This is a genomic window from Burkholderia sp. BCC0405, from assembly GCF_902833075.1.
Classification (GTDB): Bacteria; Pseudomonadota; Gammaproteobacteria; order Burkholderiales; family Burkholderiaceae; genus Burkholderia.
This window is the reverse complement of sequence record NZ_CADFEO010000002.1, coordinates 375,707-399,414: the sequence shown is the minus strand read 5'-3', so window position 1 is coordinate 399,414 and position 23,708 is coordinate 375,707. Positions and strand designations below refer to the sequence as shown.

Here is a 23,708-nt window from a genome sequence, read left to right as displayed (position 1 = left end):
AGACGCGTGTCATCAACACCTGTCCGCTAGCCCTTGATGTGACCCTAAACGGTCCTGCCGATGTCGCCGGACCGCCTCGACCCGACCCGAGATTCCTTCCATGTCTGGAACCGCAGCGCCCAGCCGGCGACGCACGTCTGTGCCCGCTCCGGCCCAGCGCACCCGCTCGACCGCCGACGCCGACCTCACTGCAATGCTCGACGCCACCGGCACGCCCGTCGTCGCCTCGACCGCCGCAGCCGGCACCACGCGCGAACGCTCGCTCCTGCTCGGCTGGCGCACGTGGCTGTTCGTCGCCGCACTGATCTGCGCCTATACGCTGCCGGGCGTGCTCGGCCACGATCCGTGGAAGCAGGACGAAACCTACACGTTCGGCATCATCCAGCACATGCTCGAGACCGGCGACTTCGTCGTGCCGACCAATGCCGGCCTGCCGTTCATGGAAAAGCCGCCGCTTTACGCGTGGGTCGCGACCAGCCTCGCATGGCTGCTGCAGCGCGTGATGCCGCTGCACGACGCGGCACGGCTCGCGAGCGCGCTGTTCGCCGCACTGGCGTTCGGCTTCATCGCGCGCGCGGCGCGCGTCGCCAGCCGCGCAGACTCCTGGTTCGATCTGCGCGTGATCGGTCCCGTCGTGCTGAGCGCGGGCACGCTCGTCGTCATCAAGCACGTACACGACATGATGACCGACGTCGCGCTGTTCGCCGGCACGGCAATCGGCTTCTGCGGGTTGCTCGAACTCGTGATGCAGCACGTCGCCCGCGCGCAGCAGATGCGGCACGGGCTGCCGGTCCGACCGTCGGGCCGCTGGGCCGCGCCGATCTTCGGCGCGGGCGTCGGCATCGCGCTGATGGCGAAGGGGCTGTTCGTGCCGCTCGTGTTTGCGGCCACGCTCCTCGGCACACTGGTGCTCTATCCGGCCTGCCGCACCCGCTCGTTCGCGCGCGCGCTCGGCGTCGCCGCACTGGTGTTCGCGCCGTTCGCACTCGTGTGGCCGACCGCGCTGCTCCTGCGCTCCGAGACGCTGTTCATGACGTGGTTCTGGGATAACAACGTCGGCCGCTTCTTCGGTTTCTCCGTCCCCGAACTGGGCGCGGAAAACGACAAGCCGTTGTTCATCCTGCGCGCGTTCCTGCTCGTCGGCTTCCCGGTCGCGCCGCTCGCGATCGCCGCGCTCGCGCGCGGTGCGTGGCGCAACTGGCGCACGCCGCGCATCGCGCTGCCCGTGATATTCACGGGCATCGGGCTCGTCGTGCTGCAAGTGTCCGCAACGTCGCGCCAGCTTTACATCCTGCCATTCTTCGCCCCGCTCGCACTGGTCGCTGCGCAGGCGATCGAACGCCTGCCGCGCCGGCTACATCTCGCGTGGGATTACCTGAGCCGCTTCCTGTTCGGCACGATCACCGTGCTCGCATGGGCGATCTGGGCGGTGATGACCGATCCGGCTGCATCGCACACCTATCTCGCGCCGCTCGGCCGCTGGCTACCGCTCGACTGGACGATGCCGGTCGAGCCCGCGCTCGTGATCGGCGCACTCGTGCTGACGGTCGGCTGGTTGATGCTGCTGCCGAAGCTGCGCGCGACCGGCCTGTGGCGCGGCGCACTGTCGTGGGGTGCCGGTGCGCTCGTCGCGTGGGGGCTCGTCTATACGCTGCTGCTGCCGTGGCTTGACATCGCGAAGAGCTACCGCTCGGTGTTCGACGACCTGAACGCGCATCTCGCGCTCGAATGGAACGACGGCGACTGCATGGTAAGCGTCGGTCTCGGGGAGTCGGAAGCGCCGATGCTGTACTACTTCTCCGGAATCCAGCACACGCCGATCGACGATGCGCAGGCTGCCCGCTGCACGTGGATGATCGTCCAAGGCAAGCAGACCGTCGGTCCAGCACCCGGCAGCGGGTGGAAACCGTTCTGGTCCGGCGCCCGCCCGGGCGACTCCGCGGAACTGCTGCGCGTCTACGTGCGCACGCCCGAATAACACCTGCAATGAAGCACGAGACGGCGCGCCGCGCCGTCTCGTGCTGGTCCATCCAGATACCTGCCGAAGGTCGACCATAGCTGCCTGAACGCGGTGCACGCCCCGCGCGATACGCGCCCTCCGCCAGCCGATTTCCACGGCACCCGCGACTCCGCGGGCCTGCCCCCTCCCCCGCGTCACGCCACCGGCCCGGATCTTCAGAACGAGGAGCCGGGCTCGCGAAGAAACGCCGTCTCCTCGTCGCTCGATACCCGACCGAGAATCGCGTTCCGGTGCGGAAAACGGCCGAAGCGCTCGACGACGGCCGCGTGCAGCAGCGCGAAGCGGTGATAGCGCTCGCACCCTGCCTCGTCCCGGATGCCCGCGCACAGGCGCACGGCCTCTCGCTGGCTCTCGACCGACTCGTCGTGCTCGAACGGCAGATACGCAAACGCGCGGTGATGCCCGCTCGGCAATTGCGCGTCCCAACCGGCCGCAACGACGCGGCGCGCGAGCGCCTTCGGATCGGCGGCAAACGCGCGCGGCGTGCCGCGATGAATGTTGCGCGAGAACTGGTCGAGCACGACGATCAACGCAAGCGCCCCCGACGGCGAGCCCGCCCAGTGATCGCAAGCCCCGTCGCACGCGGCGTCGAGCAATGCGCCATAGCGCGTGCGCAGCACGTCGTCGAACGCCGCACCGCCGTTGAACCAGACCTTGCGGTCCTGCCCGAATTCGGCCGAACCCGGCGCGCCGAACCAGAAATCCAGAATCTCCCGCGCTTGCGGATCGAGCGCCGCCGCGCCCGCGTGGGCGGTGTCGATCGTCATGCAAACTCCAGTACGAGGCGGCGGGTGCGCGCGCTCTTCTTTTCCAGTTTCGCAACCCGGAGCGCGCCGATTTCGGACGTGTTGCGCACATGCGTGCCACCGCACGGCTGCAGGTCGACCTGCTCGATGCGCAGCAGCCGCACACGGCCGAGACCCATCGGCGGCTTCACGCTCATCGTGCGCACGAGATCCGGCCGTGCGGCCATCTCGTCGTCGGTGATCCATTCGGTCGTGACCGGGTGTGCGCCGGCCACCAGGCCGGCGAGGCGCCGCTCGACGTCATCGCGATCGATCGCGTCGGAAGTCGCGAAATCGAGCCGCACGTAGTCGGCCGTCACGCTGCAGCCGTCGACCGCGTACGGCAGCACCGCGCACATCAGGTGTGCCGCCGTATGCAGCCGCATGTGGCGGTAGCGGCGCAGCCAGTCGATCTCCGCGACCACGCGCGTGCCCGGCACGAGCGCCGCGACACTCGCCTCCTGCCCCGGTGCGGGCACGTGCACGGCGTCGTCGGGCGTCGCGCCGTCGAACCTGGCCTTGCGTGTATCGGCAATCGCGATCGCGCTGCCGTCGGGCAACGTCAGCGTGCCGGTGTCGCCGGCCTGGCCACCGCCAAGCGGATAGAACACGGTACGGTCGAGCCGGATACCGTCGTCGCCGACGGCCAGGACGACCGCGTCGCATTGCGTGAGGTATGCGTCTTCGCGAAACAGCGCTGGTGTCGTCATCGGGCGAGCCTCGTATCGATTGGGGGAAGCGGCCAGTGTCGCGCCGCTCGGCGCGCGCGCCCAGACGCAGATCGTCCCGCGCGCGGGCGGCGGCGTACCGGTCGATCAACCGGGCCGGTTGCGCATCCAGTCGGCCGTGTCGTAGAACGAATGCATGAGCCGCTCGCGCAGCGGCTCGGGCAGCCCGATGTCGTCCATCGCCCACGCCATGCAGCGCAGCCACTGGTCGCGCTCGACCGACGCGATCGGGAACGGCAGGTGCCGCGCGCGCAGCCGCGGATGGCCGAACCGGCCGATGTAGTGGTCCGGGCCGCCGAGCCACCCGCACAGGAACCAGAACAGCTTGTCGCGCGAACCGTCGAGCGATACCGGATGCAGCGCGCGAATCTGCGCGAACTCGGGCTCGAGGTCCATCAGGTCGTAAAAGCGGTCCACCATTTCGCGCACGCGGGCTTCACCGCCCACGAGCTCGAACGCCGTCGGCTGCGACGGCGCATCGTCATTCACATCGGTCATACGGATAGTCGGAAAACAGGATCTTCGGGGCCGCCGGCGACGCTCATGCGTCGCGCAGGGACTGCAGCGCGGGGCGCCGCAACACATTATGCAGGCTCAGCCAGCCGGCCGCACCGGCGCACGCGACGCCGGCCACGATGCCGGCCGGCACGAGCCACGGATCGACGGCGAGCTGGAAGTCGAACACGCGCGACGCAAGCGCCCAGCCGACCGCGATCGCACCCGCCGATGCCAGCGCACCGGCCAGCGCGCCGACCACGACGAACTCCGCGCGCTGCACCGCGTTGACCTGCGCCCGTGACGCGCCGAGCGCGCGCAGCAGCGCGGCTTCGCGCACCCGCTCGTCGCGCGTGCCGGCAAGCGCCGTGTACAGCACGAGCACGCCGGCCGCGAGCGTGAACGCGAACAGGAACTGCACCGCGCCGACCACCTGCAGCATCATCCGCTGCAACTGCGCGAGAATCGGCGCGACGTCGATTGCGGTCAGGTTCGGGTAGCGCGCGATCAGCGGATCGAGCAGCGCGGCGTCCGATGCCGGCAAATGGAAGCTCGTCAGGTACACGGCCGGGAAATCCTTCAGCACCGGCGGTGGCATCAGCACGAAGAAATTGACGCGGAACGAACCCCAGTCGAGCTTGCGCACACTCGTGATCGGCGCGTCGACCGTCAGCCCCGTCACGTCGAAACGCAGCACGTCGCCCGGCTTCACGTTCAGCGTCTTCGCGAGGCCAGCCTCGATCGACATCTGCGGCGTGGCCGCGTTGCCGAACCAGCCGCCTGCGACGATCCGGTTGTCGGACGGCAGCTCGGTCGTATAAGACAGGTTGAACTCGCGGTCGACGAGCCGGCGCGCCTCCTCGGACGGGTACGCGTCCGGATTCACCGGCTTGCCGTTGATCGCGACGAGACGGCCGCGCACCATCGGCGCGGGCACCGCGTCGCGCACACCGTGCGCGCTCAGGTAGGCCGCGACGTCGGCGCGCTGGTCCGGCTGGATGTCGATCAGGAATTGATTCGGCGCATCGGGCGGTGTCGACTGCCGCCAGCCCGCGACGAGGTCGTTGCGCGTGATCGCGATCAGCAGCAGGCACATCAGGCCAAGCGCGAGCGCGGTGATCTGCAGCGCGCTGGCCGTGCCGCGCCGGTGCAGCGACGCGAGTGCGTAGCGCCAGCCGATGCCCGCGGCCACGCGTGCATTGCGCACCGCGCGCGCGGCGGCGAACAGCACGAGCCGCGCGATCAGCGCGAAACCGACCAGCGCGCCGGCGAAACCGCCCGTGACGATCAGCCCGAGTTTCAGGTTGCCGGCGGCCGCGATCAACAGCCCCGCGAACAGCACGACACCGATCGCATACGCGGCCCATGCCGTGCGCAACGCGTCGCCCCACTCGCGCCGCAGCACGCGCACCGGCGGCACGCGCGTGAGCGGCACGAGCGGCGGCAGCGCGAAGCCGAGCAGCAGCACGAGCGCGACGCCCACGCCGATCAGCGCCGGCCACAGCGTGGGCGGCGGCAGCACCACGTCGATCAGGCCGCCGAGCGCGGCCAGCAGCGCCCAGTGGCCGCCGTAGCCGAGCACCGCGCCTGCAGTGCCGGACACGATCCCGATGCCGGCGAATTCGAGTGCGAACAGCGCGCCGAGCGTGCGGCGGCTCACGCCAAGGCAGCGCATCGTCGCGCAGCCGTCGAGATGGCGCCGCATGTAGCGCTGCGCGGCCATCGCGATCGCGACCGCCGCGAGCAGCGCGGTGAGCAGGGCGACGAGCGTCAGGAAGTGACGCGCACGATCCAGCGTCTGCCGCACTTGCGGCTGGCCTTCCTGCAACGACTCCAGACCGACGCCGCGCAGTTTCCCGCCGTCGACACGTGCGTGCGCATACGCTTCGAAGCGCGCGACGGCCTGCTGGTCGCCGGCAACCAGCAGCCGGTACGTGACACGGCTGCCATAGCCCGTGAGCCCCGTCGCGGCCAGTTCGTCCGCGCGCATCATCAGCCGTGGCGAAAAATTGACGAAGGAAAAACCGCGATCGAGTTCGCGGGAGATCGATGCGGCGACCTTGAACACGCGCAGCCCGACGCGCACCGTATCGCCCGCCTTCAGGTGCAACGCATCGAGCAGTGCCGGATCGGCCCACACGGTGCCGGGCGCGGGAATCCCGGCGGCCTTCTGCGCGACGGCAGCGCCGGCCGGCAGGATCTCGACCGCGCCGCGCAACGGATAGCCGGGGGACACGGCCTTCACGGCCGCGAGGCGCGAGGGCGCGGCGTCGGCCGCCTGCCCGCCGGTGGCGGACGCGATCATGCTCGGGAAGATGGCGGTCGTCGCGGTACGCAGGCCGAGCGCGCGGGCCTGCCCGTCGAACGACGGATCGACGGGGCGATCGGCCCGCACGACGAAATCGGCGCCCAGCATCTGGCGCGCGTCGCGCTCGAGCCCCTGGCGCAGCCGGTCGGCGAGGAAGCCGACGCTCGTCAGCGCCGCGACCGCGAGCACCAATGCAAGGACGAGCAGCGTCAACTCGCCCGCGCGCCAGTCGCGCGCGGTCATGCGTGCGGCCTGGCGGACCAGGTCGCGCAGGCCGAAGCGGCCGCCATGCGCGCTCACCTCATGGCCAGGTTGCCCGGCCGGCGGCTGCGCCGCGTGTTGCCGCCCCTTCAATCGCGCTTCCCCCCGATCGAGTTCAGCCGCGACACCATGTGGTTCGCCATGCCGCGAAAGCCGCCGGAGACGCCGCGCCACAGGCGCGGGAGCGCCCACGCGGAGGCCGCGATGAAGGCGGCCAGCAGCACGAGGAACGCGAGCGGAACGAAGAACGCGAGCACGAGCCCGCCGACCACGAGGCCGTCCTCGGTCGACGACGCGATCCAGTTCGAAATCGGTTCGGGCGACAGGTTGATCATCGCGCGCGTGCCGGCCTTCGCCACATGCGCGGCACCGGCGAGCGAGCCGCCCGCGAGCCCCGCGACCGCGAGCACGGCCGGATCGGCATGGCCGAGCGCGCCGGCTGCGAGCACGGCACCGGCCGGAATGCGGATGAAGGTGTGCACGGCATCCCACAGCGAGTCGAACGCGGGGATCTTGTCGGCAAGGAATTCAGTGACGGTGAGCACGGCTGCGGCGCCGATGACCCACGGCGACGTCAGGACGGCCAGCGTGTCGGGCAGGTGGAGCCAGCCGAACCGCGCCAGCACGCCGGCGATCAGCACCGTCAGGTACAGGCGCAGGCCGCTCGCCCACGCGAGCCCCGCGCCGAGCGAAATGGCTTCGATCATGGCCCTCTCCTTGCACTTTCCGTGCGCTTTGCCGATTGATCGGATCGAGGCGGACAGACCAGCCGCGCGGCGCGTGGCGACCGGCACCGCGTGCCGCGAAAAGCACGACGGTATTCAGGCCCGAATGCGTTCCATTATAGACAGGCTGGACGGGCGGACGGCGCAATTCCGCAGTGCGGCGCCCGGGCGCGGGGGCACCCGGGTGCCTTCGTCAGGCAGCCGACGACAGCTTGAGGCCGATCAGCCCCGCGACGATCAGCGCGGCGCTCGCGACGCGCGCGACGGTCAGCGCCTCGCCCATCATCACGATGCCGAACACGAACGCACCGACCGCGCCGATGCCCGTCCACACCGCGTACGCGGTGCCGAGCGGCAACTGGCGCATCGCGACCGCGAGCAGCCCGAAGCTGGCCAGCGCCGTCACGATCGTAAACACCGACGGACCGAGCCTCGTAAAGCCGTCCGACGATTTCATGCCGGCCGCCCAGGCCACTTCCAGCAAACCGGCAATGAACAACCATACCCACGCCATCTCGACGTACTCCGTATCGGATGGGGCCGTCCCCGTTGAAACGAATGACCCGGGGTCGTCCCCGGGCGGCGCCGAGTATAACAAGATGCTTACGGACGCGGCGCGCGGCCGGGGGCCGATCGGGGCCGCGACCGGCCGGGCCCGGTCAGTTCGATACGCGCTTCGGCGTGGCGCCGCCGACGCAGCGGTCATCGCGGTACAGCGCCCACTCCTCGCACACGCGACCGTCCTTGAACACGCACATGCCGACCTGCCCGCTCGACAGGTTGCGGATCGTGTGGCGACCGCCGAGCTTGGCGCAATTGACCGACGCGGGATTGGCCATCGCCTGCTGGGACGACGATGGTTGCTGCCCGGACGGCAGCGGTTGGGCGAACGCGCCAGACGCAGCAAGCGCCAGCGCACAGATGACGACCAGACGGACGGACATTGCACGCTCCTCGTTTTCGTTCGCGGAACGGTCAGGATAACGGGGAATGAGCGCCGGGTGTACAACGCGCGTGTCGGCCGCGAGACTGTCGCGCCGGCGCAACCGTGCGGGCGCGCGACGTCACGCGCACGTGCGCCGCCGCGGCCCGGCCCGGGCCCGTCATGCGGCGCCGACGAGCCGGTAGCCGACACCCGTCTCGGTGACGATGTACTCGGGCTGCGCCGGGTCGCGCTCGAGCTTCTGGCGCAGGTGCGCCATGTAAATCCGCAGATAGTGGTGGCTCTCGACGTGAGACGGCCCCCACACGTCGCGCAGCAGCTGGCGGTGCGTGAGCACGCGCCCCGCGTGCCGCACGAGCGTCGCGAGCAACCGGTACTCGAGCGGCGTCAGGTGCACGATCTCGTTGTCGCGCCACACCTGGCGCAGCGCAAGATCGACGCTCACGGTGCCGAAGCTCACCTTCGGCGATTCGTTCGCACCGCCCTGGTTGCGCCGGCGCAGTTGCGCGCGGATCCGCGCACGCAGTTCGGACACGCCGAACGGCTTGGTCAGGTAATCGTCGGCGCCGGCGTCGAGCGCCGCGACCTTCTCTTCCTCCTGCGTGCGCGCGGACAGCACGATCACCGGCACCTCGGACCAGCCGCGCAACTCCCGGATCACGTCGAGGCCGTCGGTATCGGGCAAGCCGAGGTCGACGATCACGAGATCGGGCTTGCGCGTCGCCGCGTCGATCAGCCCCTGCTTGCCCGTCTCGGCCTCGAACACCGCGATGTCCTCCTCCTCGAGCGCGGCGCGCACGAAACGGCGGATCTGCTTTTCGTCCTCGATCAGGACGACGGTCAGGCTGGGTTCACTCATGGTCTGGCAATGATTCGGATGGGGACGACGCGCCCGGCACATCGGGTTCGTCGTCGGGTACGGCAGGCGCGGCCGGCGGCGTCTCGACCGGCAACGTGAACCAGAAGCGCGCGCCCGTCACGTGGCCGTCGGGCGCGGTGCGGTTGAGCGCGCCGATTTTACCGCCGTGCGCCTCGACGATCGCGCGGCAGATCGCGAGGCCGAGGCCGATGCCCGGCGTCGCCGATTCCTTCTCGCCGCGCGTGAACTTGTCGAAGATCCGCGTTTCCATCCCGGCCGGCAGGCCGGGGCCGTAGTCGTCGACGAGCACGCGCACGAACGGCAGCCCGTCTTCGGTCACGCGCTCGGCGCCGATGTCGAGCGGCGTATCGGGCGGCGTGTACTTCGCCGCGTTCTCGAACAGGTTGGTGAACAGGCGCTCCATCAGCACCGCGTCCATCTGCAGGAGCGGCAGGTCGGCCGGCAGCACGACGCGCGCGGAATGACGCGCAAGCACGCGCTTGCATGCGGCGAGTGCCGCGCCGACGGTTTCCTCGAGCAGCGACCACTGGCGCTTCAACTGCAGGCTGCCGGCCTGCAGCCGCGCCATGTCGAGCAGGTTCGTGACGATGCCCGTCATCCGCAGCGCCTCGTCGTGGATCGCGTCGACGAGTTCGCCCTCGCGCTGCGCGAAGCGCTCGGCCGCCGCCGCGTCGCCGCCCTGCGCGGCCGCGCGCCCGTTCGCGAGCATCGACGAGAAGCCGACGATCGTCGTGAGCGGCGTGCGCAGGTCGTGCGAGATCGCCGACAGCAGCGAGTTGCGCAGCCGCTCGGATTCCATGCTCACCAGCGCGTCGCGTGCGATCTCCACGTAGTGCACGCGTTCGAGCGCGAGCGCGATCTGCGCGGCGAATGCGTCGAGCATCCGCTGCTGCTCCGGCACCTCGAGTTCGCGCGGCTCGCGCGACGCAACCGCGAGCACCCCGCGCGTGCGCATCGGCGCCTTCAGCGGCAAGTACAGCGCGACCGTCGCAGGCAACGTATCGGTGCCGCGGCCGGCCGGCTTCTGCTGGTCGTACACCCATTGGCCGACGTCGCTGTCGAGATCGGCGCCCGTCAGCGTGACGGCCGCATCGGGATCCTCGATCTTCTGGCGCACCTTGTCCGCGCTGTCGGGCAGCAGGAACGCGACGCGCGCGCGGAACACCTCGCCCACGTGGCGGCTGCCGATCTCGACGATCTGCTCGGTCGTCAGCGCCGCGCCCAGCTCGCGCGCCATCGCATAGATCGCGCCGGTGCGGCGCTCGCGGCGCTGCGCGACGCTCGCCTGGCGCGTCAGCGTCGAGGTCAGGTGGCTGATCACGAGCGACGTCAGCAGCATCCCGAAGAAGGTCAGCAGGTATTGCGTGTCGCTGACCGAGAACGACATGCGCGGCGGCACGAAGAAATAATCGAACGCGGCCACCGACAGGAACGACTGCAGCACGCCCGGGCCGCGCCCGAGCCGCACGGCCGAGAACACGACGCCGAGCAGGTACAGCATCACGAGGTTCGTGAGGTCGAGCCGCTCGGAGACGAGGCTCGCGACGACCGTGATTGCCGCGCAGATGGCGGCCGCATACACGTAGTGCCGCGGCGGCGAACGATGCGTGCCGAACTGCGCGAACGCATCGCGCCAGTCGCGCGCACGCGCGTCGAGCGGTGCGGCGCGCGCCTCGTCGCTCGCGGACGCACGGATCAGCATCAGGTCGACGTCGCCCGCGCGTTCGGCGAGCTTCTCGCCGAACGGCCGCACGAAGCGACGCATGAGTCCGACCTTCGGCGAGCCGCCCGCGACGATCTTCGACACGTTGCGCACCTTCGCATAGCCGATCAGCGCGGCAACCGCGTCGGCGCCGGCGAGCGTGGCCGTCTCCGCACCGAGTTCGGCCGCGAGCTTCAGCGCGTCGAGCGTGCGTTGCCGCCGCGCATCGGGCAGCCGCTGCAGGCGCGGCGTCTCCACATAGACCGCGATCCAGTCGGCCTTCAGGCTCGCCGCGAGCCGCGCGGCCGCCCGCACGAGCGTCGGCGCCTCGGGGCCCGGCCCGACGCACACGAGCAGCCGCTCGCGCGCCTGCCAGATGCGCTGGATCGAACGGTCGGCGCGGTATTCGCGCATCTGCGCGTCGACCCGGTCGGCCGTGCGCCGCAGCGCCAGTTCGCGCAGCGCGATCAGGTTGCCCTTGCGGAAGAAGTTGCGCACCGCGCGCTCGGCCTGCTGCGCGAGATAGACCTTGCCGTCGCGCATCCGCTCGAGCAGCTCCTCGGCCGGCAGGTCGACGAGCGTGACTTCGTCGGCCGCGTCGAACACGCGGTCGGGCACCGTCTCCCACACGCGGATGCCGGTGATCGCGCCGACCACGTCGTTCAGGCTTTCCAGGTGCTGGACGTTGACGGTCGTGTAGACGTCGATGCCCGCGTCGAGCAACTCGTACACATCCTGCCAGCGCTTCAGGTGCCGGGCGCCCTGCACGTTCGAGTGTGCGAGTTCGTCGACGAGGATCAGTTGCGGCTGGCGCGCGAGCGCGCCGTCGAGATCGAATTCGGTGAGCGTGCGGCCGCGATAGTCGATGCGCGCGAGCGGCAGCACGTCGAAGCCGTCGAGCAGCGCGGCGGTTTCGCTGCGGCCGTGGGTCTCGACGATGCCGACGACGACGTCGACGCCTTCCTGCAGGCGCTGGCGCGCGGCCTGCAGCATCGCATAGGTCTTGCCGACACCGGCCGATGCGCCGAAGAAGATCTTGAGCTGGCCGCGCCGCTGCTTTTCTTCGTCACGCTGCAGCTTGTCGAGGAGTTGGTCTGGATCGGGACGATTCATGCGTCAGAAAGGCGGAGCGCCCGGATGCGCGCGAGTACCAGCATTGTTGTTCCAAATCGCCGCAAAAGGCAAAGACGGCGCATGCGCCGTCGGGAAAAAGGGGCGTCCGGCGCGAATCGGGCCGCGCCGGACGCCGGTTGCCGCCGCAAGCCTGGACGCGCGGTCAGTGCGCGGCCTGGGCCGCGTCGAGCGCGAGGTTCAGCTTCAGCACATTCACGCGCGGTTCGCCAAGCACGCCCAGCTGGCGGCCCGTCGTGTTCGCGGCGACGAGTTGCGCGACCGCGTCGGGCGCCAGGTTGCGCGCCTTCGCGACGCGCTCGACCTGGTACGCGGCGGCGGCCGGCGTGATCTCCGGATCGAGGCCGCTCGCCGACGCCGTCACGAGGTCGACCGGCACCGGCTTCGACATGTCGGTGCCCGCGTCGCGCAGCGCGGCGATGCGCCCCTTCACCTGGTCGGCGAGCGACGGGTTCAGCGGGCCGAGGTTCGAGCCGCCGGAGCCGGTCGCGTTGTACGGCATCGGCGCGGTAGCCGACAACCGGCCCCAGAAGTACTTCGGCGCATCGAACTGCTGGCCGATCAGCGCGGAGCCAACTGCCTTGCCGTCCTTCTCGATCAGGCTGCCGTTCGCCTGCGACGGGAACACGGCCTGGCCGAACACGGTCATCACGGCCGGGTAGGCGAGCCCCGTCACCGCGGCCAGCACGGCAAAGATCACGACGAGCGGACGAATCAACGTTTTCATGATGTTTCCTTCAAATACGACCAGCTCAGGCCCAGCCGAGCGCCGCGAGCGTCATGTCGATCAGCTTGATGAACGGGAACGGCAGCAGCACGCCGCCCAGGCCGTACACCAGCAGGTTGCGGCGCAGGAGCGATGCCGCGCCGAGCGGACGGTAGGTCACACCCTTCAGCGCCAGCGGGATCAGCGCGACGATGATCAGCGCGTTGAAGATCACCGCCGACAGGATCGCCGACGCCGGCGACGTCAGGTGCATGATGTCGAGCACGCGCAGTTGCGGATAGGTGGTCACGAACGCGGCCGGGATGATCGCGAAATACTTCGCGATGTCGTTCGCGATCGAGAACGTCGTCAGCGAGCCGCGCGTCATCAGCATCTGCTTGCCGATCTCGACGATCTCGATCAGCTTCGTCGGGTTCGAGTCGAGGTCGACCATGTTGCCGGCTTCCTTCGCCGCCTGCGTCCCGGTGTTCATCGCGACCGCCACGTCGGCCTGCGCAAGCGCCGGCGCGTCGTTGGTGCCGTCGCCCGTCATCGCGACGAGACGCCCGGCCGCCTGGTGCTCGCGGATCGTCGCGAGCTTGGTTTCCGGCGTCGCCTCCGCGAGGAAATCGTCGACCCCTGCTTCCGCCGCGATCGCCGCCGCCGTCAGCCGGTTGTCGCCCGTCACCATCACGGTCTTGATGCCCATCTTGCGCAGTTCCGCGAAGCGCTCCTTGATCCCGCCCTTCACGATGTCCTTCAGCTCGATCACGCCGAGCACGCGTGCCGCACCCTCATGCTGGTCGGCCACGACGAGCGGTGTGCTGCCGCGGCGCGCGACGTCGTCGACCGCGCGGCGCACTTCTTCCGGGAAGCGGCTGCCGTGTGTCTCGACGTAGTTGCGGATCGCATCGGCCGCACCCTTGCGGATCTCGCGGCCGGGCAAATCGACGCCGCTCATCCGCGTCTGCGCGGAGAAGCCGATGAACGTCGCGTGCAACTGCCCCATGTCGCGCTGGCGAATGTTGAAGCGCTCCTTCGCGAGCACGACGATGCTGCGGCCTTCCGGCGTTTCGTCGGCGAGCGACGACAGCTGCGCGGCATCGGCCAGCGCTTCCTCGGTCACGCCCGGCGCCGGCACGAACGTCGATGCCTGGCGGTTGCCGAGCGTGATCGTGCCGGTCTTGTCCAGCAGCAGCACGTCGACGTCGCCGGCCGCCTCGACCGCACGGCCCGACGTCGCGATCACGTTCGCCTGCATCATCCGGCTCATCCCGGCCACGCCGATCGCGGACAGGAGGCCGCCGATCGTCGTCGGGATCAGGCACACGAGCAGCGCGACGAGCGCGGTGATCGTCACCACGTGGCCGGCCTTCATCGCTTCGACCGAGAACATCGAGAACGGCAGCAGCGTCGCGGTCGCGAGCAGCATCACGATCGTCAACGCGACGAGCAGGATCGTCAGCGCGATTTCGTTCGGCGTCTTCTTGCGCTTCGCGCCTTCGACCATCGCGATCATCCGGTCGAGGAACGCCTCGCCCGGGTTCGCGGTGACCTTGACGACGATCCAGTCGGACAGCACGCGCGTGCCGCCCGTCACCGACGAGAAGTCGCCGCCCGACTCGCGGATCACCGGCGCGGATTCGCCGGTGATCGCCGATTCGTCGACCGATGCGACCCCGTCGACCACCTCGCCGTCGGCCGGGATCACGTCGCCGGCCTCGACGAGCACGACGTCGCCACGGCGCAGCTCGGTCGCGGTCGTGATGCGGATCGGCGACTTCGGGTGCGGCTCGTTGAGCTTCTTCGCCATCACGTCCTTCTTCGCGCTGCGCAGCGACGCGGCCTGCGCCTTCGAGCGCCCTTCCGCGAGCGCCTCGGCGAAGTTCGCGAACAGCACGGTGAACCACAGCCACAGCGCGATCGCGAGGATGAAGCCCGCGGGCGCCTCGGCCTGGCCGGCGAGCGCCGCGATCCACAGGATCGTGGTCAGGATGCTGCCGACGTACACGCAGAACATCACCGGGTTGCGGAACTGCGTGCGCGGCGTGAGTTTCTTGAACGAGTCCACGATCGCCGGGCGCAGCAGCGCCGGATCGAACATGGACCGTGTTGCGGAATGTTGAGTCATTGCGATCTCTTCAATCTCTTCAGTCTTTTCAAGGTGTCGCCATGCGGGCGCGCATCACGCGCCCAGCCACATCATCAGGTGCTCGACGCCCGGGCCGAGCGCAAGCGCCGGCACGTAGGTCAGCGCGCCCACCAGCAGCACGGTGCCGAGCAGCAGCACGACGAACAGCGGACCGTGCGTCGGCAGCGTGCCGCTCGTCACCGCGATGCGCTTCTTCGCGGCCAGCGAGCCGGCGATCGCCAGCACCGGCACGATCGTGCCGAAGCGGCCGAACCACATCGCGATCGCGGTCATCCAGTTGTAGAACGGCGTGCCGACCGTCAGGCCCGCGAACGCGCTGCCGTTGTTGTTGGCGGCCGAGCTGAACGCGTACAGGATTTCCGAGAAGCCGTGCGGCCCCGGGTTCGCGATGCCGGCCTTGCCCGCATCGGCGAGCACGGCGACCGACGTGCCGACCAGCACCAGCAGCGGCGTGAGCAGCACGACGATCGACACCATCTTCATCTCGTAGGACTCGATCTTCTTGCCGACGTATTCCGGCGTGCGGCCGATCATCAGGCCGGCGACGAACACCGCGAGCAGCGCGAACACGAGCATCCCGTAGAGCCCCGAGCCGACCCCGCCGTAGACCACCTCGCCGAGCTGCATCAGCAGCATCGGCACGAGGCCGCCGAGCGGCGTCAGCGAATCGTGCATCGTGTCGACCGCGCCGCACGACGCGGCCGTCGTCGCGACCGTGAAGATGCCGCTCTGCGCGATCCCGAAACGCGTTTCCTTGCCTTCCATGTTGCCGCCCGGCTGCAGCGCGCTCGCCGACTGGTCGACGTGCAGCGCGGCGAGCGTCGGGTTGCCGCCCTGCTCGGCGTTGACCTCGACGCCGACCGCGACCGCGAACGCAACCGTCATCGCCGCGAGCACCGCGATGCCCTGCCGGCGGTCGCCGATCACGCGGCCGAACACGAGGCACAGCGCGGCCGGGATGATCAGGATCGAGAAGATCTGCAGGAAGTTCGCGAACGGCGTCGGGTTCTCGTACGGGTGCGCCGAGTTCGCGTTGAAGAAGCCGCCACCGTTGGTGCCGAGCATCTTGATCGCTTCCTGCGACGCGACCGGGCCCATCGCGAGCGTCTGCTTCGTGAGCGGGGTCGGCACCGTCACCGGGTTGCCCTTGTCGTCCTTCACCGGGTTGCCCTGCGCGTCGAGCTTCGGCGCCGCATAGGTGCTCGCCTGCAGCACCGGCACGTCCTGGTACGCCTTCATGTTCTGGATCACGCCCTGGCTCATCAGCAGCGCGGCGATGATCATCGACATCGGCACGAGCACGTACATCGTCACACGCGTGAGGTCGACCCAGAAGTTGCCGATGGTCTGCGACGTATGTCGCGCGAAGCCGCGGATCAGCGCAACCACGACCGCGATGGCAGTCGCTGCCGACAGGAAGTTCTGCACGGTGAAGCCGAGCATCTGCGCCAGATAGCTGACGGTCTGCTCCGGCGTGTAGTCCTGCCAGTTCGTGTTGGTGACGAAGCTGATGGCCGTGTTGAACGCGCCATCGACCGTCATCGCGCCGAATTGCTGCGGGTTGCCGGGCAGGAAGCCCTGCAGGCGCAGCAGGCCATAGAGGAACAACGCGCCGAGCGCGTTGAACGCGATCGTCGCGACCGCGTACTGCTTCCAGTTCATCTCGCTGCCGGCGTCGACGCCGGCGATGCGGTACAGCGCGCGCTCGAGCGGCCCGAACACGCGCACGACGCGCGAACTGCCATCCATCACCGCCGTCAGGTAGCGGGAGACCGGAACGGCCGCCGCCAGCAGCACGACGATGAACAGCAACGATTGCAACAGGTTGTTCGCGTTCATTCGATGTCCTCCGCGCGCAGCAGCGCAAAGACGAGGTACGCGAACAGCAGGGCCGTCGAGGCGCCCGCCAGCCAAAGCATCCAGGTCATGCTCGCCCCCCGCGACCGTATTGCACGAGCTTCTCGCAACCGGCAATCAAACCGAGGATCAGCGCGGTGAAAAGCACCAGGGCGCCGATAAAAACCCCATCCATTTTTGTGTTCTCCGTCGTCGAAGTCAGACGACTAGAACCTTATGGGAACGCACGTAAAGGACGGGTCAAAGGTATCGGGGCGCGTATAAAAAACGCGTAAACGCGGAATTCAGGGGAGGACGGCAGGAACCGTGAGGCAGGACGGACGGCGCCGTGGCGCCGCCCGGAAAAGCGCGTGCCGGCGGGGCGCCGGCACGAAAAGGCAGCTCAGGGAACGAGGATCGTCGAGCCGGTAGTCTTGCGCGCTTCGAGATCCTCATGCGCGCGGCCGACTTCCGCGAGCGGATAGCGCTGGTTGATGCTCGTCTTCACCTTGCCCGACAGCAGCACGTCGAACAGCTCGGCGGCGGCGGATTCGAGATCGGCACGCTTCGCGATGTACGAGAACAGCGTGGGCCGCGTAAAGAACAGCGAGCCGCGCGACGAGAATTCCTTCGAATCGATCGGCGGCAGCGGGCCCGACGCATTGCCGAAGCTGACGAACATCCCGAGCGGCGCGAGGCTGTCGAGCGAGCCGATGTAGGTGTCGTTGCCGATCGAGTCGTAGACGACCGGCACGCCCGCGCCGTTCGTGATCTCCTTCACGCGCTGCGTGAAGTTCTCGCGCGTGTAGACGACCGGATGGTCGCAACCGTGCGCCTTCGCGAGCGCGGCTTTCTCGTCGGAGCCGACCGTCCCGATCACGGTCGCGCCGAGCGCCTTCGCCCACTGGCACACGAGCAGGCCGACGCCGCCGGCCGCCGCGTGGATCAGGATCGTGTCGCCGGCTTTCACCGGATACGTGCGGCGCAGCAGGTAGTGCGCGGTCAGGCCCTGCAGCATCACCGACGCCGCGTCGTCGTAGCTGATGCCGTCGGGCAGCTTCACGAGCCGCTCGGCCGGCATCACGCGCTCCTGCGCGTACGCGCCCGGCGGCTGCCCGACGTACGCGACGCGGTCGCCCGGCTTGAGCGCGGTCACACCTTCGCCGACGGCCGTCACCTCGCCCGCCGCCTCCATCCCGAGGCCGCCGGGCAGCGCTTGCGGGTAAAGGCCGGTGCGAAAATAGACGTCGATGTAGTTGAGGCCGACCGCGTGCTGCCGGATCCGGACTTCACCCGCCTTCGGTTCGCCGACCTCGACATCGACCCACTTCATCACATCCGGGCCGCCCGGCTGGTCGTATCGGATTGCTTTCGGCATCGTTTCGCTCCTCGTTTCTGATTCGGTCAGGGAAAAATCCGGGTCGGCGACACGCGGAGCCGGCCGATTCATCCGGGAACCGGGTGGCAGGGCCGTGTCGCGACGCCCGATTCTCGCGCGCCGCGGCCATCCGTGCATGGCCCTGCCGACAGCAGGGGCAATCAGGCGCGGGCAGCGCCTAGCAAACGTCCTGCATGTTGCGCGCCAGATCGTCGAGCAGCATCCGCGCGGTCGCGACGTTGGTCGCGACCGGCACGTCGTGCACATCGCACGCGCGCACGAGCGCGGTGATGTCGGGGTCGTGCGGCTGCGCGGTCATCGGGTCGCGCAGGAACACGACGATGTCGACGCGGCCGTCGGCCAGCTCCGCACCGATCTGCAGGTCGCCGCCGAGCGGCCCCGACAGCTTGCGCTCGACCTCGAGCCCGTGCGCGGCGGCGATGCGGCCGCCCGTCGTGCCCGTCGCGACCAGCCGGCACTGCGCAAGCGTCTCGCGGTACTGGCCCGCGAGCGCGACGATCTCGTCCTTCTTCGCGTCGTGCGCAATCAATGCGATGCGGGGTTTGCTCATCTCCAGATCCTTCGTTTCAGGTTGTTGTCGTGAAAGGCAGTGCGCGCGTCAGAACGTGCCCGGATACGCGCCGCCGTCGAGCAGCCAGTTCTGCCCGGTGATGTAGCCGGCATGCACGCTGCACAGGAACGCGCACGCCGCGCCGAACTCTTCGCGCGTGCCGAGGCGGCCGGCCGGGATGTCCTTCGTGCGCCGCGCGCGCATCTCGTCGACGCTCACGCCCTGCGCCTTCGCCGACGCGGCGAGCGTGGTCGCGATCCGGTCGGTGTCGAACAGGCCCGGCAGCAGGTTGTTGATCGTCACGCCCTGCCCCGCGACCTTGCGCGACAGCCCCGCGACGAAGCCGGTCAGCCCCGAGCGCGCGCCGTTCGACAGCGCGAGCACGTCGATCGGCGCCTTCACGGCCGAGCTCGTGATGTTGACGATCCGGCCGAAACCGCGCGCGATCATCCCGTCGAGAGTCGCGCGGATCAGCTCGATCGGCGTCAGCATGTTCGATTCGAGCGCGCGGATCCAGTCGTCGTGCGAGAAGTCGCGGAAGTCGCCGGGCGGCGGGCCGCCGGCATTCGTCACGAGAATGTCCGGCTGCGGGCACGCGGCGAGCGCGGCCGCGCGCCCGTCCGGCGTCGTGATGTCGCAGGCGACCGCGGTCACCGACACGTTCGCGCCGGCGCGGATCTCCTCCGCGGTTTCCTCCAGCGTGGCGCGCGTGCGCGCGACGATCACGAGGTTCACGCCCTCGGCGGCCAGCGCTTGCGCGCAGCCACGGCCGAGCCCCTTGCTTGCCGCGCACACGAGCGCGGTCTTTCCTTCGATACCGAGATCCATCGTCGACTCCTTGGTGGCGACACGCGCCGGCTCGGCCCCGTCGCGCCGGCGCATGGACCCCGGGCGGGTCAGGCGGGCAATCGGGCGGGCGCGGGTGCGCGGATTGTCGTGAGACGTCGATATTATCCGGATCGTGCGGCGCGCCTTGGTAAAATTGCGGGCATAAGCGCGCGGCCGGCTTGCGCCCGCCGCCGCCCCCGATCCTCTTTTGCCGCCAAGGCGCCCCCGCCATGAAACAGGACAGCCGTTTCCCGAATCTCTTCATCACCGATCACCCGCTGATCCAGCACAAGCTCACGCACATGCGCGACAAGGACACGTCCACGCGCACGTTCCGCGAGCTGCTGCGCGAAATCACGCTGCTGATGGGTTACGAGATCACCCGCAACCTGCCAATCACGACCAAGCGGGTCGAAACCCCGCTCGTCGAGGTCGACGCGCCGGTGATCGCGGGCAAGAAACTGGCGATCGTGCCGGTGCTGCGCGCAGGCATCGGGATGTCGGACGGCCTGCTCGACCTGGTTCCGTCCGCGCGCGTCGGCCACATCGGCGTGTACCGCGCCGACGACCACCGCCCGGTCGAATACCTGGTGCGCCTGCCGGACCTGGAAGACCGCATCTTCATCCTGTGCGACCCGATGGTCGCGACCGGCTACTCGGCCGTGCACGCGGTCGACGTGCTCAAGCGCCGCAACGTGCCGGCCGCGAACATCATGTTCGTCGCGCTGGTCGCCGCCCCCGAGGGCGTGCAGGTGTTCCAGGACGCGCACCCGGACGTGAAGCTGTTCGTCGCGTCGCTCGATTCGCACCTGAACGAGCATGCGTACATCGTGCCGGGCCTCGGCGACGCGGGCGACCGCCTGTTCGGCACCAAGAACTGAGCACCGGCACGGCCGCGCGGCGCGCGGCCCGGCTCGCGGCGGCCTGCCTGGCCGTCCGGCCATGCGCGGCGGCCCCGATCAGGCGGTCGCCGCGTGATAAAATCTCGATCCACTCGACACGCGCGGCCCCGCGGCTTCATGCCCGCCGAAACGGCCGCCGATTCAACGACACATTGAAACAATCGCCCGCGCAGCGCGCCCGGGCACGGAGAAAGGTATGGCTGGTCATTCGAAATGGGCCAACATCAAGCATAAGAAGGCAGCGGCCGACGCGAAGCGCGGCAAGATCTGGACCCGCCTTATCAAGGAAATCCAGGTCGCGGCGCGCCTCGGCGGCGGCGACGTCAGCTCGAACCCGCGCCTGCGCCTCGCGGTCGACAAGGCGGCCGACGCGAACATGCCGAAGGACAACGTCAAGCGCGCGATCGATCGCGGCGTCGGCGGCGCGGATGGCGCGAACTACGAGGAAATCCGTTACGAAGGCTACGGCATCAGCGGCGCGGCGGTCATCGTCGACACGCTGACCGACAACCGCACCCGCACGGTCGCGGAAGTCCGCCATGCGTTCTCGAAGTTCGGCGGCAACATGGGCACCGACGGCTCGGTCGCGTTCATGTTCGATCACGTCGGCCAGTTCCTGTTCGCACCGGGCACGTCGGAAGACGCGCTGATGGAAGCCGCGCTCGAAGCCGGCGCGAACGACGTGAACACGAACGACGACGGTTCGATCGAAGTGCTGTGCGACTGGCAGGCATTCTCGGCGGTGAAGGACGCGCTCGAAGCCGCGGGCTTCAAGGCCGAACTCGCCGAAGTGACGATGAAGCCGCAGAACGAAGTCGAATTCACCGGCGACGACGCGGCGAAGATGCAGAAGCTCCTGGACGCGCTCGAGAACCTCGACGACGTGCAGGACGTGTATACGAACGCCGTCATCGTCGAGGAATGATGTGCCGGCCGCCGTGCTCCTGTCGCGGCGGCGGCCCGACCGAATCCGCGGCCGGCGCGCCTGAGCGTGCCGGCCGCCCTGTTTTCTAGTCTGCGGGGAATCCCATGAAACTACTCGTCGTCGGTTCCGGCGGCCGCGAACATGCGCTGGCGTGGAAGCTCGCGCAGTCGCCGCGCGTCCAGATGGTCTACGTCGCACCCGGCAATGGCGGCACGGCGCAGGACGAGCGTCTGAAGAACGTCGACATCACGGCGCTCGACGAACTCGCCGATTTCGCGGAACGCGAAGGCGTCGCGTTCACGCTCGTCGGGCCGGAAGCGCCGCTCGCGGCCGGCATCGTCAACCTGTTCCGCGCGCGCGGCCTGAAGGTCTTCGGCCCGACCCGCGAAGCCGCGCAGCTCGAGAGCTCGAAGGATTTCGCGAAGGCGTTCATGAAGCGCCACGGCATCCCGACCGCCGAGTACGAAACGTTCTCCGACGCGGCCGCCGCGCATGCGTACATCGACGCGAAGGGTGCGCCGATCGTCGTGAAGGCCGACGGCCTCGCGGCCGGCAAGGGTGTCGTCGTCGCAATGACGCTGGAAGAAGCGCACGAAGCCGTCGACATGATGCTGTCGGGCAACAAGCTCGGCGACGCCGGCGCGCGCGTCGTGATCGAGGAATTCCTCGATGGCGAGGAAGCGAGCTTCATCGTGATGGTCGACGGCAAGCACGCGCTGGCGCTGGCTTCCAGCCAGGACCACAAGCGCCTGCTCGACGAGGATCGCGGCCCGAACACCGGCGGCATGGGGGCGTATTCGCCCGCGCCGATCGTCACGCCGCAGATGCATGCACGCGTGATGCGCGAGATCATCATGCCGACCGTGCGCGGGATGGAGAAGGACGGCATCCGCTTCACGGGCTTCCTGTATGCGGGCCTGATGATCGACAAGGAAGGCAATCCGCGCACGCTCGAGTTCAACTGCCGGATGGGCGACCCGGAAACGCAGCCGATCATGGCGCGCCTGAAGAGCGATTTCTCGAAGGTCGTCGAGCAGGCGATCGCGGGCACGCTCGACACGGTCGAGCTCGATTGGGACCGCCGCACCGCGCTGGGCGTCGTGCTGGCCGCGCACGGTTATCCGGACGCGCCGCGCAAGGGCGACCGCATCAACGGGATCCCGGCCGAGACCGAACAGGCCGTCACGTTCCATGCAGGCACGACGCTGGACGGCGACAAGCTGACGACGTCCGGCGGCCGCGTGCTGTGCGTGGTCGGTCTCGCCGATTCGGTGCGCGAAGCGCAGCAGCATGCGTACGAGACGATCAACCAGATCAATTTCGAAGGCATGCAGTACCGCCGCGACATCGGCTTCCGCGCGCTCAACCGCAAGAACGCTTGACGTCGCGATCGCCGCCCCGCCCTCGTGCGGCGGCGGCTCCTCTGCCGGGGTTCGTTAGAATGCCCGGCAGGGGCCTTTTTTACGGCCCCCGCTTCGGGTGGGGGCACCCAGTCCAGACATGACCGATTCGACCTACGACGTAGCGCGCGTGCGCACGTACCTCCAGGGCCTGCAAACACGCATCGCCGACGCGCTCGGCGCGCTCGACGGCACGCCGCTCGCGACCGACGCATGGCAGCGCGGGCCGGCCGAACGCCTGCGCGGCGGCGGCTGCACGCGGATTCTCGAAGGCGGCCGCGTGTTCGAACGCGCGGGGATCGGTTTTTCCGACGTCGCGGGCGATGCGCTGCCGCCGTCGGCGAGCGCGGCGCGCCCGCAGCTCGCGGGCCGCGGCTTCGAGGCGCTCGGCGTGTCGCTGGTGCTGCACCCGCGCAATCCGTATTGCCCGACCGTGCACATGAACGTGCGGATGCTGATCGCGACGAAACCTGGCGAAGAGCCCGTGTTCTGGTTCGGCGGCGGCATGGATCTGACACCGGTTTACGGTTTCGAGGACGACGCCCGGCATTTCCACCAGACCTGCAAGGATGCGCTCGACCCGTTCGGCGTCGAACTCTATCCACGCTTCAAGAAATGGTGCGACGAGTATTTCTTCCTGAAGCACCGCAACGAGATGCGCGGCATCGGCGGGATCTTCTTCGACGATTTCTCGGAGCCCGGTTTCGAACGCTCGTTTGACATGATGCAAAGCGTCGGCGACGCGTTCCTGCAGGCCTACCTGCCGATCGTCGAACGCCGCGCCGAGCTGCCGTACGGCGAGCGCGAGCGCGACTTCCTGGCGTACCGCCGCGGCCGCTATGTCGAATTCAACCTCGTGTTCGACCGCGGCACGCTGTTCGGCCTGCAAAGCGGCGGCCGGACCGAGTCGATCCTGATGTCGATGCCGCCGGTCGCGAACTGGCGCTACAACTGGCAGCCCGAGCCGGGAACGCCCGAAGCGCGCCTGTACAGCGACTTCATCGTGCCGCGCGACTGGGTCTGACCCGCACG

General features: G+C 69.1%; 21 protein-coding genes. 5 read left to right on the top strand and 16 right to left on the bottom strand.

Going from position 1 to position 23,708, the window contains the following annotated elements; translation table 11 throughout:
* Window positions 1-100: 100 nt before the first annotated feature.
* Window positions 101-1,978: a glycosyl transferase gene (locus HWX36_RS04950; protein WP_175951122.1), complete on the top strand. Its 1,878-nt coding sequence runs from the start codon at window positions 101-103 to the stop codon at window positions 1,976-1,978.
* 197 nt (window positions 1,979-2,175) lie between these two features.
* On the opposite strand, the gene HWX36_RS04945 is transcribed toward HWX36_RS04950, so the two are convergent.
* From HWX36_RS04945 to HWX36_RS04870, 16 genes are all read right to left on the bottom strand, one after another.
* Window positions 2,176-2,787, bottom strand: coding sequence for a DUF924 family protein (locus HWX36_RS04945; RefSeq protein ID WP_175951121.1), 612 nt, complete (start codon window positions 2,785-2,787; stop codon window positions 2,176-2,178).
* Window positions 2,784-3,515: an alanyl-tRNA editing protein gene (locus HWX36_RS04940; RefSeq protein WP_175951120.1), complete on the bottom strand. Its 732-nt coding sequence runs from the start codon at window positions 3,513-3,515 to the stop codon at window positions 2,784-2,786. Before HWX36_RS04940 ends, HWX36_RS04945 begins: the two co-directional genes overlap by 4 nt.
* A 105-nt stretch (window positions 3,516-3,620) precedes the next feature.
* The gene (locus HWX36_RS04935; protein ID WP_175951119.1) at window positions 3,621-4,031 is read right to left on the bottom strand and encodes a group II truncated hemoglobin; all 411 of its coding nucleotides are present in this window, start codon (window positions 4,029-4,031) and stop codon (window positions 3,621-3,623) included.
* Window positions 4,032-4,074: 43 nt separating this feature from the next.
* Window positions 4,075-6,690, bottom strand: a complete 2,616-nt coding sequence (locus tag HWX36_RS04930; RefSeq protein WP_175951118.1) for an FtsX-like permease family protein — start codon at window positions 6,688-6,690, stop codon at window positions 4,075-4,077.
* A complete protein-coding gene (locus HWX36_RS04925) occupies window positions 6,687-7,304 on the bottom strand; it encodes a DUF4126 domain-containing protein (protein WP_175951117.1) in 618 nt (205 codons plus the stop codon). The genes HWX36_RS04930 and HWX36_RS04925 overlap by 4 nt, the downstream gene beginning before the upstream one ends.
* Window positions 7,305-7,515: 211 nt before the next feature.
* A complete protein-coding gene (gene sugE, locus HWX36_RS04920) occupies window positions 7,516-7,836 on the bottom strand; it encodes a quaternary ammonium compound efflux SMR transporter SugE (RefSeq protein WP_175951116.1) in 321 nt (106 codons plus the stop codon).
* Between the two features lie 145 nt (window positions 7,837-7,981).
* Window positions 7,982-8,266: a DUF333 domain-containing protein gene (locus tag HWX36_RS04915; RefSeq protein WP_175951115.1), complete on the bottom strand. Its 285-nt coding sequence runs from the start codon at window positions 8,264-8,266 to the stop codon at window positions 7,982-7,984.
* A 159-nt stretch (window positions 8,267-8,425) separates the two neighbouring features.
* Window positions 8,426-9,124 (bottom strand): two-component system response regulator KdpE, encoded by a 699-nt coding sequence (gene kdpE, locus HWX36_RS04910; protein WP_175951114.1) that lies wholly within the window; start codon window positions 9,122-9,124, stop codon window positions 8,426-8,428.
* On the bottom strand, window positions 9,117-11,960 hold the full coding sequence (locus tag HWX36_RS04905) for a DUF4118 domain-containing protein (RefSeq protein WP_175951113.1): 2,844 nt from the start codon (window positions 11,958-11,960) through the stop codon (window positions 9,117-9,119). Before HWX36_RS04905 ends, kdpE begins: the two co-directional genes overlap by 8 nt.
* 163 nt (window positions 11,961-12,123) lie before the next feature.
* Complete coding sequence (gene kdpC, locus HWX36_RS04900; RefSeq protein ID WP_175951112.1) at window positions 12,124-12,705, bottom strand: potassium-transporting ATPase subunit KdpC; 582 nt, start codon at window positions 12,703-12,705, stop codon at window positions 12,124-12,126.
* Window positions 12,706-12,730: 25 nt separating this feature from the next.
* Window positions 12,731-14,815 (bottom strand): potassium-transporting ATPase subunit KdpB, encoded by a 2,085-nt coding sequence (gene kdpB, locus HWX36_RS04895; protein ID WP_175951111.1) that lies wholly within the window; start codon window positions 14,813-14,815, stop codon window positions 12,731-12,733.
* A 54-nt stretch (window positions 14,816-14,869) separates the two neighbouring features.
* Complete coding sequence (gene kdpA, locus HWX36_RS04890) at window positions 14,870-16,675, bottom strand: potassium-transporting ATPase subunit KdpA (protein ID WP_175951110.1); 1,806 nt, start codon at window positions 16,673-16,675, stop codon at window positions 14,870-14,872.
* Complete coding sequence (gene kdpF / locus HWX36_RS04885; protein WP_006752209.1) at window positions 16,672-16,764, bottom strand: K(+)-transporting ATPase subunit F; 93 nt, start codon at window positions 16,762-16,764, stop codon at window positions 16,672-16,674. The genes kdpA and kdpF overlap by 4 nt, the downstream gene beginning before the upstream one ends.
* Before the next feature lie 311 nt (window positions 16,765-17,075).
* The gene (locus tag HWX36_RS04880; protein WP_175951109.1) at window positions 17,076-18,050 is read right to left on the bottom strand and encodes a quinone oxidoreductase; all 975 of its coding nucleotides are present in this window, start codon (window positions 18,048-18,050) and stop codon (window positions 17,076-17,078) included.
* Between the two features lie 178 nt (window positions 18,051-18,228).
* The gene (locus HWX36_RS04875) at window positions 18,229-18,621 is read right to left on the bottom strand and encodes a methylglyoxal synthase (RefSeq protein WP_006478230.1); all 393 of its coding nucleotides are present in this window, start codon (window positions 18,619-18,621) and stop codon (window positions 18,229-18,231) included.
* 48 nt (window positions 18,622-18,669) lie between these two features.
* On the bottom strand, window positions 18,670-19,449 hold the full coding sequence (locus tag HWX36_RS04870) for an SDR family oxidoreductase (RefSeq protein ID WP_175951108.1): 780 nt from the start codon (window positions 19,447-19,449) through the stop codon (window positions 18,670-18,672).
* Between the two features lie 230 nt (window positions 19,450-19,679).
* Here HWX36_RS04870 and upp point away from each other — a divergent pair, with 230 nt between their 5' ends.
* The 4 genes from upp (at window position 19,680) to hemF (ending at window position 23,700) form a co-directional block, all read left to right on the top strand.
* A complete protein-coding gene (upp, locus tag HWX36_RS04865) occupies window positions 19,680-20,330 on the top strand; it encodes a uracil phosphoribosyltransferase (RefSeq protein WP_011352740.1) in 651 nt (216 codons plus the stop codon).
* Between the two features lie 217 nt (window positions 20,331-20,547).
* Window positions 20,548-21,276: a YebC/PmpR family DNA-binding transcriptional regulator gene (locus HWX36_RS04860; protein WP_175951107.1), complete on the top strand. Its 729-nt coding sequence runs from the start codon at window positions 20,548-20,550 to the stop codon at window positions 21,274-21,276.
* A 104-nt stretch (window positions 21,277-21,380) separates the two neighbouring features.
* Window positions 21,381-22,658 (top strand): phosphoribosylamine--glycine ligase, encoded by a 1,278-nt coding sequence (purD, locus tag HWX36_RS04855; RefSeq protein WP_175951106.1) that lies wholly within the window; start codon window positions 21,381-21,383, stop codon window positions 22,656-22,658.
* Window positions 22,659-22,776: 118 nt separating this feature from the next.
* Entirely contained in the window at window positions 22,777-23,700 is a 924-nt protein-coding gene (gene hemF / locus HWX36_RS04850; RefSeq protein ID WP_175951105.1) for an oxygen-dependent coproporphyrinogen oxidase, read from the top strand.
* Window positions 23,701-23,708 lie beyond the last annotated feature (8 nt).